The 11,999-nt window shown below is 71.2% G+C and carries 15 protein-coding genes; 7 read left to right on the top strand and 8 right to left on the bottom strand.

The features are described 5' to 3' along the window. The first annotated feature begins 57 nt into the window (after positions 1-57). Positions 58-951, top strand: coding sequence for a helix-turn-helix domain-containing protein (locus QSK30_RS11075; RefSeq protein ID WP_285501976.1), 894 nt, complete (start codon positions 58-60; stop codon positions 949-951). Beyond that, positions 914-1,087: a DUF397 domain-containing protein gene (locus QSK30_RS11070; protein WP_285501974.1), complete on the top strand. Its 174-nt coding sequence runs from the start codon at positions 914-916 to the stop codon at positions 1,085-1,087. The genes QSK30_RS11075 and QSK30_RS11070 overlap by 38 nt, the downstream gene beginning before the upstream one ends. Here the strand turns inward: QSK30_RS11070 and QSK30_RS11065 are convergent. The 6 genes from QSK30_RS11065 to QSK30_RS11040 all read right to left on the bottom strand — a co-directional run bounded on the left by QSK30_RS11065 (position 1,053) and on the right by QSK30_RS11040 (position 4,945). Next, entirely contained in the window at positions 1,053-1,802 is a 750-nt protein-coding gene (locus QSK30_RS11065) for a VOC family protein (protein WP_285501972.1), read from the bottom strand. The genes QSK30_RS11070 and QSK30_RS11065 overlap by 35 nt on opposite strands. A gap of 22 nt (positions 1,803-1,824) precedes the next feature. Next, complete coding sequence (locus QSK30_RS11060) at positions 1,825-2,394, bottom strand: META domain-containing protein (protein WP_285501971.1); 570 nt, start codon at positions 2,392-2,394, stop codon at positions 1,825-1,827. Beyond that, positions 2,387-2,905: a SigE family RNA polymerase sigma factor gene (locus QSK30_RS11055; RefSeq protein ID WP_285501969.1), complete on the bottom strand. Its 519-nt coding sequence runs from the start codon at positions 2,903-2,905 to the stop codon at positions 2,387-2,389. The genes QSK30_RS11060 and QSK30_RS11055 overlap by 8 nt, the downstream gene beginning before the upstream one ends. Before the next feature lie 58 nt (positions 2,906-2,963). Continuing rightward, entirely contained in the window at positions 2,964-3,671 is a 708-nt protein-coding gene (locus QSK30_RS11050) for a VOC family protein (protein WP_285501968.1), read from the bottom strand. A 102-nt stretch (positions 3,672-3,773) separates the two neighbouring features. Then, on the bottom strand, positions 3,774-4,538 hold the full coding sequence (locus tag QSK30_RS11045) for a maleylpyruvate isomerase N-terminal domain-containing protein (protein WP_285501967.1): 765 nt from the start codon (positions 4,536-4,538) through the stop codon (positions 3,774-3,776). Next, positions 4,535-4,945 (bottom strand): SAV_6107 family HEPN domain-containing protein, encoded by a 411-nt coding sequence (locus QSK30_RS11040; protein WP_285501966.1) that lies wholly within the window; start codon positions 4,943-4,945, stop codon positions 4,535-4,537. Before QSK30_RS11040 ends, QSK30_RS11045 begins: the two co-directional genes overlap by 4 nt. Before the next feature lie 224 nt (positions 4,946-5,169). Between QSK30_RS11040 and QSK30_RS11035 the strand changes: the two genes are divergently transcribed. The 3 genes from QSK30_RS11035 to QSK30_RS11025 all read left to right on the top strand — a co-directional run bounded on the left by QSK30_RS11035 (position 5,170) and on the right by QSK30_RS11025 (position 7,098). Then, positions 5,170-5,691 carry a YbaK/EbsC family protein gene (locus QSK30_RS11035; protein WP_285501964.1) on the top strand — a complete coding sequence of 174 codons (522 nt, stop codon included), beginning with the start codon at positions 5,170-5,172 and terminating at the stop codon, positions 5,689-5,691. Then, positions 5,688-6,254, top strand: coding sequence for a GNAT family N-acetyltransferase (locus tag QSK30_RS11030; protein ID WP_285501963.1), 567 nt, complete (start codon positions 5,688-5,690; stop codon positions 6,252-6,254). Before QSK30_RS11035 ends, QSK30_RS11030 begins: the two co-directional genes overlap by 4 nt. Before the next feature lie 229 nt (positions 6,255-6,483). Further along, complete coding sequence (locus QSK30_RS11025) at positions 6,484-7,098, top strand: hypothetical protein (protein ID WP_285501961.1); 615 nt, start codon at positions 6,484-6,486, stop codon at positions 7,096-7,098. Between the two features lie 291 nt (positions 7,099-7,389). On the opposite strand, the gene QSK30_RS11020 is transcribed toward QSK30_RS11025, so the two are convergent. Then, entirely contained in the window at positions 7,390-9,072 is a 1,683-nt protein-coding gene (locus QSK30_RS11020; RefSeq protein ID WP_285501960.1) for a DUF885 domain-containing protein, read from the bottom strand. 62 nt (positions 9,073-9,134) lie between these two features. On the opposite strand from QSK30_RS11020, the gene QSK30_RS11015 reads away from it, so the two are divergent. Continuing rightward, positions 9,135-9,833 carry a DUF3153 domain-containing protein gene (locus QSK30_RS11015; protein ID WP_285501959.1) on the top strand — a complete coding sequence of 233 codons (699 nt, stop codon included), beginning with the start codon at positions 9,135-9,137 and terminating at the stop codon, positions 9,831-9,833. A 27-nt stretch (positions 9,834-9,860) separates the two neighbouring features. Here QSK30_RS11015 and QSK30_RS11010 read toward each other — a convergent pair whose 3' ends face one another. Continuing rightward, the gene (locus QSK30_RS11010; RefSeq protein WP_285501958.1) at positions 9,861-10,745 is read right to left on the bottom strand and encodes a methylenetetrahydrofolate reductase; all 885 of its coding nucleotides are present in this window, start codon (positions 10,743-10,745) and stop codon (positions 9,861-9,863) included. Between the two features lie 166 nt (positions 10,746-10,911). Between QSK30_RS11010 and QSK30_RS11005 the strand changes: the two genes are divergently transcribed. Further along, positions 10,912-11,997, top strand: a complete 1,086-nt coding sequence (locus QSK30_RS11005; RefSeq protein ID WP_502871827.1) for a polyprenyl synthetase family protein — start codon at positions 10,912-10,914, stop codon at positions 11,995-11,997. Positions 11,998-11,999 lie beyond the last annotated feature (2 nt).

The following is an 11,999-nucleotide window of genomic DNA, read 5'->3' as shown; positions in this document are numbered from 1 at the left end:
GGATGATTTCGACCAGGAGCAACTCGTCCGGGGCCGATCAGCCCCTATGGTTGCGCCATGGAGGGCAGGCGATCGACCGTGCGGAGCCGCGAGCTGGGCTTGGCACTGCGCAGGGCAACAGAGGCAGCGGGCTACAGCGGCAAGGTGTTGGCCGAGAAGCTCGGTTTCACGGAATCGAAGCTGACACGCATGTTCCGTGGGACACGGGGCGTGTTCGAGGTGGACGTGGCAGCGATCCTCGCGGTGTGCGGGATCAAGGGCCCGGCCCGGGACAACCTGCTCAAGTTGACCGGCGAGGCGGGCAAGCCAGGGTGGTGGCAGGACTGCGATGACCGCCTGCCCGTCGAGATCCTGACGCTCAGCGACTACGAGGACTCGGCGATCTCGATCACTTGTTTCGAGACCAGCTTCATCCCGGGCTTGCTGCAGACCGCCGAGTACACCCGCGATCTCCTGCGGTCCGCCAGGGCCATCCCCGAGGACGAGCTCAGCGAGCGGGTGCTGGTGCGCCAACGCCGGAAGGACCTGCTGAACAGGAAGGCCCACCCGCAGTTCAACTTCTTCATCGACGAATACGTGATCCGCCGCCACGGCCCGGGGCGGGACATCATGCGTGATCAACTACACGAGCTCCTCCGGCTTTCCGTGCGGAGCGGCATCGCGATTCGGGTCATCTCCGACTCAGCGGGATTCCACGCCGCGCGGCGCCCCTTCCACCTCATGGAGTTCACCGAACTACACCCGGTGGTGTTCATCGAGAACGAGACATCGGCGCTGTTCCTGGAGCGCAAGCAGACCACCGACGCCTACCGCACGACCGCAAGATCGCTGGCTGGGATTGCCCTCAACGTGGGAGAATCGCGAAAGTTGATCGCCGACCAGGCGGTCACTCTCAGCGGTGGCACGAGGGAGCATGATGGGCTTGGCCTGGCGGAAGAGTTCCTTCAGTGAGGATGTCAACTGCGTTCAGGTTGCCTTCCCCGCTGAAGCCGCCGCACTGAGGGATTCCAAGGATCCCGGTGGCCGACCGCTCGCCCTCCCCCGCTCCGCCCTCACGCACCTGGTTCGCGTGCTCCGCGCGAGGTGAGCACGCAGAACTCGTTCCCCTCCGGGTCCGTCAGCACCACCCACGGCACGTCCCCCTGACCCACGTCCAACCGCGTTGCCCCACGGGCAATCAAGTCCTCCACCGCCGCCTGCTGGTCGTCGCCCTCTTCGCCCGCGACATCCAGGTGCACGCGGTTCTGCACCGTCTTCTCGTCGTCCAGGCGTAAGAACTCCAGCCAGGGACCGTGCCCGTCCACGGCGTGCAGGGAGGCGAAGCCCGGGTCGTCCCGCACGATCCGCCAGCCCGTCGCCGCCGCCCAGAAGGTGGCCAGGGCACCGGGGTCGTGGGAGTCCACCACGATCGCCGCCACCGACCCCGTGTCCGCGTACTCCGGGCGCGGCTCCAGGACGCAGAACTCATTCCCCTCCGGGTCCGCCAGCACCACCCACGGGATCGACTCCTGGCCCAGGTCCACGTGCGTCGCGCCCAGCGACACCGCTCGGCGGACCACCGCGTCCTGGTCCGTCGCCGACGTCGTCGACAGGTCCAGGTGCACGCGGTTCTTCACCGTCTTCGGCTCCGCGACCGGGACGAACACCAGGTCCATCGTCCAGCCGTCCTCGGCGGGGGCCGAAACGTCCACCTCCCCGCCCTCCTCCAAGGTGATCTTCCAGCCGAGCAGGTCCGACCAGAAGCGGGCGAGCGCGGGCGGGTCCGCGGCAGCGACGACGACATTCACCAAGCGCGTGGGCATGGGGCGGACGCTAGTGCACAGGTCAGACGTTCACCCGCTGGTACGTGCCCAGCACCTCGCCCCCCTCGCCGTGGAAGACCAGTCGGTCGCCAATCAGGTCATAGCCGGTCGCGCGGACCAGGACATCCTCGTTGGGGACGTTGTCGCAGCCGATCAAGGTGGTCGGGCGCGTCGTGCGGGCGCTGAAGGTCGGGGACTGCTCGTACCGGCCCGCCGACGTGTTGCAGCCGTCCGACGCCGTCCACTGGCCGTCCGCGGTGAACTCGATGTTCGGCGGGTTCCGCCGCATCGCGTTGTCGTCCACCAGACCCATCGCGGCGACCTCGATCGGACGCCACGTCCCGACCAGGGTCCCCGCCGACCGCGGCGCCGCCGCGCCCGCCGCCGAGGTCTCCATCGGCTCGACCGTCCGCGTCACCGCGATGCCGCCGCCGATCGCCAACACGACCACGGCCGCCGCGGCCGCCACCGTGCGGCGCCTGCGCCTGCGGTGGATCCGGCCGTGGACCGCCGCCGCCAGGCCGTCCGCGCTGGGCGCGTGCCCGGCGCCCTCGGCGAAGACCTCGCGCAGCCGCCGCTCGGCGTCACTCATCGCGATCACCCACCACGGTCGTTCCTTCCTCCCGCACCGACCACGACGCCCGCAGCGACGCCAGCGCGCGGGACGCTTGCGAGCGCACCGTTCCCTCAGTGCAGCCCAACAACTCCGCGATAGCCCTGTCGTCGCAGTCTTCGTAAAAACGCAATACCAACACCGCGCGCTGTCGGGGTGGCAGCGTTGCCAGCACGCTCCACGTAAGAGCCCGTGCGGCGACCTCTTCAGCATGATCCGCAGTGCGCGCCGCGGTGAACCACGCGTCGCCGGGTGCTACCGGGGTCTCCGTGCTCGAGCGCTTGCGCCGCCAGTCGAGGTGGGCGTTGACCAAGATCCGGCGGATGTAGGCGTCGGGCCTATCCGCCGCGGTTACCCGCCGCCAGCGGTCGTGGGCCTTCAGCAACGCGGTCTGCGCCAAGTCCTCGGCCAGGTGACGGTCACCGGTCAACAGGTAGGCGAACCGCAAGAGCGCCTGCCCGTGGTCCCGGACGTACTCGTCGAACGTCATGCCCGCCCTTTCGCCGCTACCGGGTAGACGGACCGAGCGACCCGATCCGCTGCACGGCTCAGGAGTGCACGTGCGCGGGCAGGAGGCGGAACTCGTTGCCCTCGGGATCCGCGAGGGCCTCTTCGGTGCGAACCGCACCCAGATCGAGTAATCGAGCGGTGTCCTGCTCACCCTCCGTGGCGGCCAGGTCGAACCTGATCCGGTTCGGGCCGCGCTTGGCCTCGGGGACGCGCAGGAACTCCAGCCACGGGCCGCTCTCCTGCCCCGCGCGCAGCGCCGCCGAGTTCTCCTCGGCGTGCAGCAGCGGCCACCCGGTGGCGGTGGTCCAGAACGCGGCCAGCGCGGCCGGTTCGGCGCAGTCGACGACGATCGCGGCCAGCGGGCCGGTGTGGTGGTAGAGGTCGCCGGGCTCGAGGATGCAGAACTCGTTGCCCTCCGGGTCGCGGAAGACCGTCCACGGCACCCCGGGCCCCTGGCCGACGTTGACCTCGCGGGCGCCGACGTCGGCGGCCAGCGAGGTGAGCACCTGGTACTCGTGCGGGCTCTCGGTGGCCAGGTCGAGGTGGATCCGGTTCTTCACCGCCTTGCCGCGGTGCGCCGGGGCGAAGACCAGGTCTATCCCGCATCCGCCCAGGTCAGGGGCGACCAGCCGGTGACTGCCCGAGCGCTGCGGGGTGGCCGTGCCGCCCAGCATGATGTACCAGAACTGCGCGCAGGTCGCCGGGTCGCGTGCATCGATCACGAGGCTCGCCAGGCGGGTGGACATATGCGACACCGTAGTCCTGTTCCCGGTGGGGCCGGGGTCTTCGCTGTTCACACCCCTGGGCCGGGGCCCGCCGCGGCGCAGGGGACCGCGGCGGGGCCCGGGTCACCGGGTGGCCAGCCGCAGCAGCGCCCACAGCTGCGCGACCGCGTCCACGTCCCCCTCGGTCTGGATGTCCTTGCCGAACACCGCGCGCCTGCCCCACAGCCACAGGTAGAGCTCTTGCGGGCGGGCGGTGACCGTCGCGTCGGCGGTCGAGGCGGCCAGCGGCGGGACCGGGGCGGCCGCGGTGGAGTCCGTGGTGACCTCCGTCAGCCAGGTGTGCCCAGCGGTGCGCACGGCCACGGAGGCCCGGCGGGTGCCGGAGACGCCGAGCACGGCGAGCCGGTGGGTGAACCACAGGGTCAACGCCTCGTCCACACCGTCGACGGCCACCTCCTCGGCCACCTCGGCGACCTCGCCACCGGCGGCGGACTGCACGTCCACGCGGTGCACCGTGCTCTCGTGCGCCATCCGCCGCCGCCAGAACCCGTAGTGCCGGGCGTCCGGGTGCCAGCTGGGGCACGGCTCGTCCGCGCGGTGCGCCTCGAGCTCGCCCAGCAGGACCCGCAGACCGTCGCGCAGGTAGTCCTCCACGGACTGGCCGTCGTCCGGCTGGCGCTGCCAGCGCGTCGGCCGGTCGCCGGTGCGGATCCAGGTGACCGCCATCCGGTAGACGCTGCCCACGTGGCGCACCGTCTCGCCCAGCGTCAGCCCCGGGCAGCTGAGCACCGGCCGGTCGTGGTCGGCGCCCTCGGCCGACGCCGCGAGCAGCGTGCCCTCGGCCTCCAGGACGTCGAGCAGCCGGTCGTCGTCGATCAGCGCGGTCACCGTCCGGTGCCGTGCACGGCGCGGTGGACCAGGCCGGTGAACTGCGCGGCCTGCCGGTGCAGGTCGTCGGCCGCCCGCGGCCCGACCCGGCTGGTGATGCCCGCCTGCACCGCGGCCCGGGTGGCCGAGCAGGAGGCGAAGAACGCCGCCCACTCGCGCATCTCCGGCGCGACCGAGGACAACAGGGTCCACACACTGGTCGGCTTCGCCCGACCGCGGTGCGGCCGCCCGCGCAGGGCGAGCAACGCGGCCGCGGCGCGCAGGGCGCACAGGTAGGACTCGGCGAACCGCTGCGCCGGACTGGCGCCCGGGGCGATCGCGGCCAGTCCCTGCTCGGCGTGCCGGAGCAGGGACACCGCCGACGGGGGTGGTGCCTGGGTGACGGGGAAGTCCAGGGTGCTGGTCATCGGGGCCTCCTCGCGGGTGAAGACGTCACTGCGGACGACACGCCGAGGGGAAGCCGGCGGCGCCCGGTGGTGAGGCGCTTCCCCCGCCCCACCACCGGGCATAGTTCGAACTGGTGTTCGAACACCGCAAGCGTAACCCGGGGTGAGCGCGGCTTCAAGCGGGAACGGGTGTGACGTCGAGGACCGGTTGCCACCACCAGCCCGGGAAGTGATGTGATGGGCTGGTGAGCACCCTCGACCACCGTGCGGTGAGCGACACAGCGACCGCCCTGCGCGCCGCGGGCCTACCGGCCTCAGCCGACGGCATCCGCGTCCTCGACAACGACGCCCGCACCGCCGCCCAAGCCGCCGCGGCCCTGGGCATCGAGGTGGGCGCGATCGCGAACAGCCTGGTCTTCATCGCCCGGCACGGCACCGAGGACCGCCCCCTGCTCGCCCTCACCTCCGGCGCCCACCGCGCCGACACCGGGCGACTGGCGGAGCTGACCGGGGCCGACGACGTCCGCCGCGCCGACCCGGCCTTCGTCCGCGCGCACACCGGCCACGCCATCGGCGGGGTCGCCCCGATCGGCCACCCCACCCCGCTCACCACCCTGGTCGACACCCACCTGGCCGACTACGAGGTGGTGTGGGCGGCGGCGGGCCACCCGAAGTCGGTCTTCCCCACGACCTACGCCGATCTCCTCCGACTCACCGGGGGCACGGCTGCGCGGGTCGCGGCACTGGAGGATGATCCGTCCTCGTGACCGCCGCCCCCTCCCCCAGCGTCGCCCGCTTCGCCGACCTGACCGGCGACGAGCTGCGGGCCCGGCTCCGCGAGGCACTGTCGCTCTACGTCACCGCCATGCGCTACCCCAAGGGCACGGCGGAACAGCGCGCCCCCATGTGGCTCGCCCACATGCTCCGCGCGGGCTGGCGATCAGTGGTCGCCCTCGACGCCGACAACAGGATGCTCGGCGTCGCCTACGGCTACCAGGGCGCACCAGGCCAGTGGTGGCACGAACAGGTGAAGCGAGGCGTCACCGAACACCGCGGCCACGAGGTGGCCGAGACGTGGATGACGGACTACTTCGAACTCACCGAACTGCACGTCCTCCCGGACACCCAGGGCCAGGGCATCGGCAACGAACTGGTCCGCAGGCTGGTGGCGGGCGCGACGAACGGGAAAGTCCTGCTCTCGACACCGGAAGGCCCGTCCAAAGCATGGAGCCTCTACCGGCGGCTGGAGTTCCAGGACGTGCTCAGGCACTACCAGTTCGCAGGCGACCCAAGACCCTTCGGCGTACTGGGCAGAACCTTGCCGCTCTGATCCCAACGGCTCCGATCCGCTAGTCCTGGCCCCGCCGCTCCTCTTACGGGCTACACAGATGCCCCAGCTTCGCCTGGCACTGTCAGTCCTGCCTGCGACACTCCTTGCACCCACAGCGCTCGCCGGGTCGCTTGGATCCAGGGGAACGACCAATGGCCACCAAGACAGTCGGCAGGCTCGCGCTGGTCGCGGTAGCCGCCGCGGGCGCGGTTGGTCTTGAGGATCAATCGTGCCAAGCCTGAGTGAGCGGTACCGCTGGCTCGATGACGCCCTGGACATCGACTGGTCGGTAGCCGTCATCAACGGCAGGACGCTCGACGAGGTGGTGGCCACCTACGGCGGCGACGTGTCGAAGCCGCTTGGCCCCATGGACTACGCGAGCGCCAAGACTTGGCGCAACCAGCACTTCGACGACGGCGGGATCATCTGCGTTCGCCAACTCCCGGGTGCCGTCCTCGTCATCGAGCCCAACGGCTGGGCGTCCAGCATCGCCGAGATCGCCCGGCGCCAGTCGGCGAACGGTGGCCACTTCTTCAGCGTCTACTGGAGCCCGTCCGCCTTCCAGGTGCTGGCGGCGAACGACGGCACGGTGAGCGCCTTGTTCGATCCGGTCTACCTCGAACCCGCGGACGACCAACCGCGCAGCGGTGAGGTGTACCCGGCCTGGCTGACCGGCAGCGAATTCCTGGACGACAGGCACATCCGCTCGACCTGTATCACATTGCTGGAAGAGCATACCGGGGTACAGATCGAGCGGACGTGGCTTGGCGAACCGCATGCCACTTACAGCATTCCGGACCCAGACGACTTGCTGCGCGGAATTGCAGACGTACGGCTCCCATAAACGGTCTAGCGAACGCCGATAATTACTAACCCGCACCACGGGGCCGAGCCCGCTTAATCGGACTTCCTCAAACGGTAAACACCCAGCCGCCAAGCACTCTGGTAATGCTCGATCGGGTGGAGTGGTGTGTCTGGAGAAGAAATGGGCGCTAAGCGGACCGGCGAGTGGGTGGATCCCTTCCCCACCCGCTTTACCCACCGCGCCTCATTTCTTTAGGGGCACCAGGCACACCACTCCACCCGATCGAGCAGACGCGCCGCCACATCGCGACACAAACGGCAACGAAAAGGCTCAGAAAGCCGCCAGGCGCTCCCGCAGGGTGTCCAGCCCCATCGCGCCCATCTCCAGGGCGTCCTGGTGGAAGGCCTTCAGGTCGAAGGCATCCCCACGCCGGGCCTTCACCTCGTCCCGGGCCTGCAGCCAGAGCCGCTCCCCCAGCTTGTAAGTCGGCGCCTGCCCGGGCCATCCCAGGTACCGGTCGATCTCGTCGTGCACGTGTGCCGGGTCGGTGATCGTCCGGGTCAGCAGGAACTCCAGGCCCAGTTCCGGGGTCCACCGCTCCCCCTCGTGGAACCCGGTTCCGCGAGGGATTTCCAGCTTCAGGTGCATGCCGATGTCCACGATCACCCGGGCCGCCCGGAAAATGTGCGCGTCCAGCATTCCCAGCAGGTCACCATCGTCCGACAAGTAGCCGAACTCCCGCATGAGGCGTTCCGCGTAGAGCGCCCAGCCCTCGCCATAAGCGGGGACCCAAGCCAGGAGTCGCTGGAACTTGTTCAGGCTCGCCGCCTGGTACACCGCGGTGGCGATCTGGAGGTGGTGCCCGGGAACACCCTCGTGATAGACCGTCGTGACTTCCCGCCAAGTCGAGAAGTCCTCCCGGTCAGCCGGAACCGACCACCACATGCGCCCCGGTCGGGTCCAGTCATCGGTCGGACCCGTGTAGTAAGCACCAACACCGCCGCCGGGCGGGGCGATCTTGCACTCGAGTCGCATCATCGGGTCGGGGATCTCGAAGTGCACGCCACGCAGATCCGACAGGGCCTGGTCGGAAAGGCGCTGCATCCACTCTTCGAGTGCTCGCTGGCCCTGGACCCGGTAGCGCGGGTCGTTGTCCAGCAGCGCCGCGGCCTCGGCGATGGTGGACCCGGGGGAAATGCGGCCCGCGACCTCCTTCATCTCCGCCTCGAGGCGGGCGAACTCGGCCCAGCCCCACTCGTAGGCCTCGAACAGGTCCAGGCTGGCACCGGTGAACTCGCGGGACCACAACCGGTAGCGCTCTTCGCCCACCGCGTCCTCGGTGGGGGCCTTGCCCGCGAGTTCGTCGGTGAGGAAGTCGGCCAGTGCGCCGTAGGCGCCGCTCGCCGCGCGGGCGGCGGCGTCGAGGTCCGAGCGCAGGGCGTCGTCGACCTTGGCGCCCTGGACCAGGTCCGTGAAGTAGGACGCCCGGCCGCCGCCGCCCGCCCAGGTGCGGCACTGCTCGGCGACCTTGACGACCTGGCGCAGGGCGGCGATGTCGCCGCGCGCGGCCGCCTCGCGCAGGGACACCTGGTAACCCGCCATCGCCTCCGGCACGGCCGCCAGGCGGGCGGCGAGCGTCGCCCAGTCCTCGGTGGTCTCGGTGGGCATCAGGTCGAACGCCTGCCGCACGTCCTGCGGCGGGCTGGTGATCACGTTGAGGTCCGCGTCGTACTCGCCCGCGTCGTGCAGTTCGACCTGGAGGCCGACCCGCTCGGTGAAGACGGCCTTGGCGTTGGCCGCGCCGGTGTCCGCGGGCTCGGCGCGGCCGATCGCGGCCAGTGCCGACCGGGCGATCTCGCCGCGCGCGGCGTTGCCCTCGGGGGACAGGTCGGGCAGCCTGCGGTCGTGCCCGGGGAGCCCGATCAGGGTGGCCATGATCGGGTTCGCCGCGGCGAAGTCGTCGACGTAGCTGTCGCAGATCTGGTGCACGCCATCGTGCTCGGGGGACGCCATGGCTGGCACGTTACCCAACAGTCGGGGGCGAGTGCGGTGGCGCGGGCCGGCAGGATGGCCCGGTGCACCAGGCCATCCGACCCCGCCACCGCCGTTCCCGCAGGTGGGCCGCGTTCGTCCCGCTCGCCCTGCTCCTCCTGCTGGCGCTCGCGGGCTGCGTGCGCGTGCAGGCCACCCTGGCGGTCTCCGAGGACGACCTGGTCTCCGGCCAGCTCGTGATCGCCGCCGTGGGCACCAAGCAGGGCGACACCGGCCCGGTGCTGACCATCCCCAAGGAACTGGCGGGCAAGGTCAAGACGCAGGTCTACACCGCCGACGGCTACGTCGGGCAGACCGTGTCCTTCCAGGGCCTGTCCTTCGCCGAGGTGACCCTGCTCGGCGACTCGATCACGGTCGGCAAGCAGTACCGGCTCAGCTTCCGCCGCGCGGGCGACCTGGTCACCATGGCGGGCTCGGTCGACCTGAGCGAGCTGCCGCCGGACCGGGCCGAGGTGCAGATCAAGGTCTCGTTCCCGGGCTCGGTCACCCGCACGAACGGGATCAACACCAACGGCACCGTCAGCTGGAAGCCCAAGCCGGGCGCGGTGACCGAGTTCGACGCGACCGTCCAGTACACCGACAAGTCCGGCGTCTCCTGGACCAAGTGGGTGGTCATCGTCGGCGCCTCGGCCATCGGGGTGGCGCTGCTGGTGCTGGCCCTGGCGCTGTTCACGCACAAGCGCAGCCTCAAGGCCGCGGGCCCACCGACCCGCAGCCTCTGACCCCGCTGTCCCCGATCCGACAGGCGCTCAGGCGCGGGCGGGTACCAGGCCCAGCCTGCCGACGACCTCCTTGGTCGCCTTGGAGCGGTTGAACGTGTAGAAGTGCAGCCCGGTGACGCCCTCGGCGAGCAGCCGCTCGCTCATCTCGGTGACCAGGTCGATGCCCGCGGCGCGGAACGCCTTGGGCTGGTCGGCCAGCGGCACCAGCCGGGCGGCGATGCGCGGCGGGACCTGGGCGCCGGACAGCTCGACCGTCTTGGCCATGATCTTGGGCGTGGTCATCGGCATCAGGCCCGGCAGCAGCGCGGCGTCGCAGCCGCGGGCGGCCACCCGGTCGCGCAGGCGGAGGAAGTCCTCGGGCTCGAAGAACAGCTGGGCGATGGCGAAATCGGCGCCCGCGGTGAACTTGCGGACCAGGTTGTCGGTGTCGACGTCGAGGTCGGCCGAGCGCGGGTGGCCGTAGGGGAAGGCCGCCACCCCGACGCAGAAGTCGCCGAGCTCGCGGACCAGGCGGACCAGCTCGTCGGCGTAGTTGAGGCCCTGCGGGTGGGCGACCCAGTCGCCGTTGGGGTCGCCGGGCGGGTCGCCGCGCAGCGCCAGGATGTTGCGGATGCCGAGCGCGGCGTACCAGCCGATGACGTTGCGCAGCTCGGCGATGGAGTGCTCGACGGCGGTCAGGTGGGCCATCGGGACCAGGGTGGTCTCGCGGGCCACCCGGCCGGTGGTGCGGATGGTGCGGTCGCGGCTGGAGCCGCCCGCGCCGTAGGTGACGGACACGAACGCGGGGTCCAAGCCCTCGAGCTCCCGGATGGCGTGCCAGAGCCGCTGCTCGTCGGCCTCGTCCCGGGGTGGCATGAACTCCACCGAGAACACCGGTCGGTCCACCCGGATGCGCTGCACGGCGGTCGTCATGGAACCAGGGTAGCGAAACGCCCGGTGGGTGGAATCGGGCTCTCACGCACTGGGCCACCGCAGGACAAGGGTCACATTGGCCCACCCCCGCGCCGCGCCGCGGCCCCGCGGAGCGGACGATAGCGGGGTGCAGCCCGCGCGCGGAACCCCCGTGATCGACAACTCCATCGGCCCGATCGACGGCGCGCTGGCCGCCCACGTGGAGCGCGCGCTGGCGGGCTACCTGGCCGAGCGGCACGCCGGGATGGCCGAGATGGCGCCCTCCTTCGGCTCGGCCGTCGAGTCGCTGTCGGCGTTCGTGCTCAGCGGTGGCAAGCGGTTGCGCCCGACCTTCGCCTGGTGGGGGTGGCGGGGCGCGGGTGGCGCGGGCGACGGCGAGCAGGCCGACGCGGTGCTGCGCGCGGTGAGCGCGCTCGAGCTGATCCAGGCGTGCGCGCTGGTGCACGACGACCTGATGGACGCCTCAGCCGTGCGCCGGGGCAAGCCGACCGTGCACGTGGAGTTCGCCGCCCGGCACCGCGAGCGCGGCTGGCAGGGCAGCCCGGAGCGCTTCGGCGCCGCCGCCGCGGTCCTGCTCGGCGACCTGGCGCTGGCCTGGGCGGACGACATGTACACCGGCTCCGGCCTGACCGCCGACTGCTACGTCGCCGCGCTGCCGCCGTGGCAGGCGATGCGCGCGGAGATGCTCGCGGGCCAGTACCTCGACGTGCTCACCCAGGCCAAGGGCGACGAGTCGGCCGAGGCGGCGCTGAGCGTGGCCCGGATGAAGACCGCCGCCTACACCGTCGAGCGCCCGCTGCACATGGGCGCCGCCCTCGCGGGCGCGCCGGAGCCCCTGGTCACCGCGCTGCGCGCGTTCGGCGCCGACATCGGCGTGGCGTTCCAGCTGCGCGACGACCTGCTGGGCATGTACGGCGACACCGACGTCACCGGCAAGCCCGCGGGCGACGACCTGCGCGAGGGCAAGCGCACGCTGCTGATGTCGGTCGGGCTGCGCCGCGCCGACGCGGCGGGCCGGGCGACCGAGGCCCGGCTGCTGCGCACGGCCCTGGGCAACGACTCGCTCGACTCGGCGACCGTCGAACGGGCTCGCGAGATCCTGGTCGACGTGGGCGCGGTGGCCGAGGTAGAGGCCAAGATCGAGCAGCTGACCGGCACCGCGCTGACCGCGTTGCGCACGGTGGAGCTGGCCGAACCCGCGGGCGCGGTGCTCGACGGGCTGGCCGTGACGGCGACCAGAAGGACCAGTTGACC

It is taken from the genome of Actinokineospora sp. NBRC 105648 (assembly GCF_030269645.1).
Taxonomy (GTDB): domain Bacteria; phylum Actinomycetota; class Actinomycetes; order Mycobacteriales; family Pseudonocardiaceae; genus Actinokineospora.
The sequence above is the reverse complement of the archived record's forward strand: the minus strand, read 5'-3'. Positions and strand labels throughout refer to the sequence as shown.

Coding starts and splice junctions, on each gene's coding strand:
- QSK30_RS11075 (WP_285501976.1), top strand. CDS start 58: ATGGAGGGCAGGCGATCGACCGTGCGGAGCCGCGAGCTGGGCTTGGCA.
- QSK30_RS11070 (WP_285501974.1), top strand. CDS start 914: ATGATGGGCTTGGCCTGGCGGAAGAGTTCCTTCAGTGAGGATGTCAAC.
- QSK30_RS11065 (WP_285501972.1), bottom strand. CDS start 1,802: ATGCCCACGCGCTTGGTGAATGTCGTCGTCGCTGCCGCGGACCCGCCC.
- QSK30_RS11060 (WP_285501971.1), bottom strand. CDS start 2,394: ATGAGTGACGCCGAGCGGCGGCTGCGCGAGGTCTTCGCCGAGGGCGCC.
- QSK30_RS11055 (WP_285501969.1), bottom strand. CDS start 2,905: ATGACGTTCGACGAGTACGTCCGGGACCACGGGCAGGCGCTCTTGCGG.
- QSK30_RS11050 (WP_285501968.1), bottom strand. CDS start 3,671: ATGTCCACCCGCCTGGCGAGCCTCGTGATCGATGCACGCGACCCGGCG.
- QSK30_RS11040 (WP_285501966.1), bottom strand. CDS start 4,945: ATGACCAGCACCCTGGACTTCCCCGTCACCCAGGCACCACCCCCGTCG.
- QSK30_RS11020 (WP_285501960.1), bottom strand. CDS start 9,072: ATGGCGTCCCCCGAGCACGATGGCGTGCACCAGATCTGCGACAGCTAC.
- QSK30_RS11010 (WP_285501958.1), bottom strand. CDS start 10,745: ATGACGACCGCCGTGCAGCGCATCCGGGTGGACCGACCGGTGTTCTCG.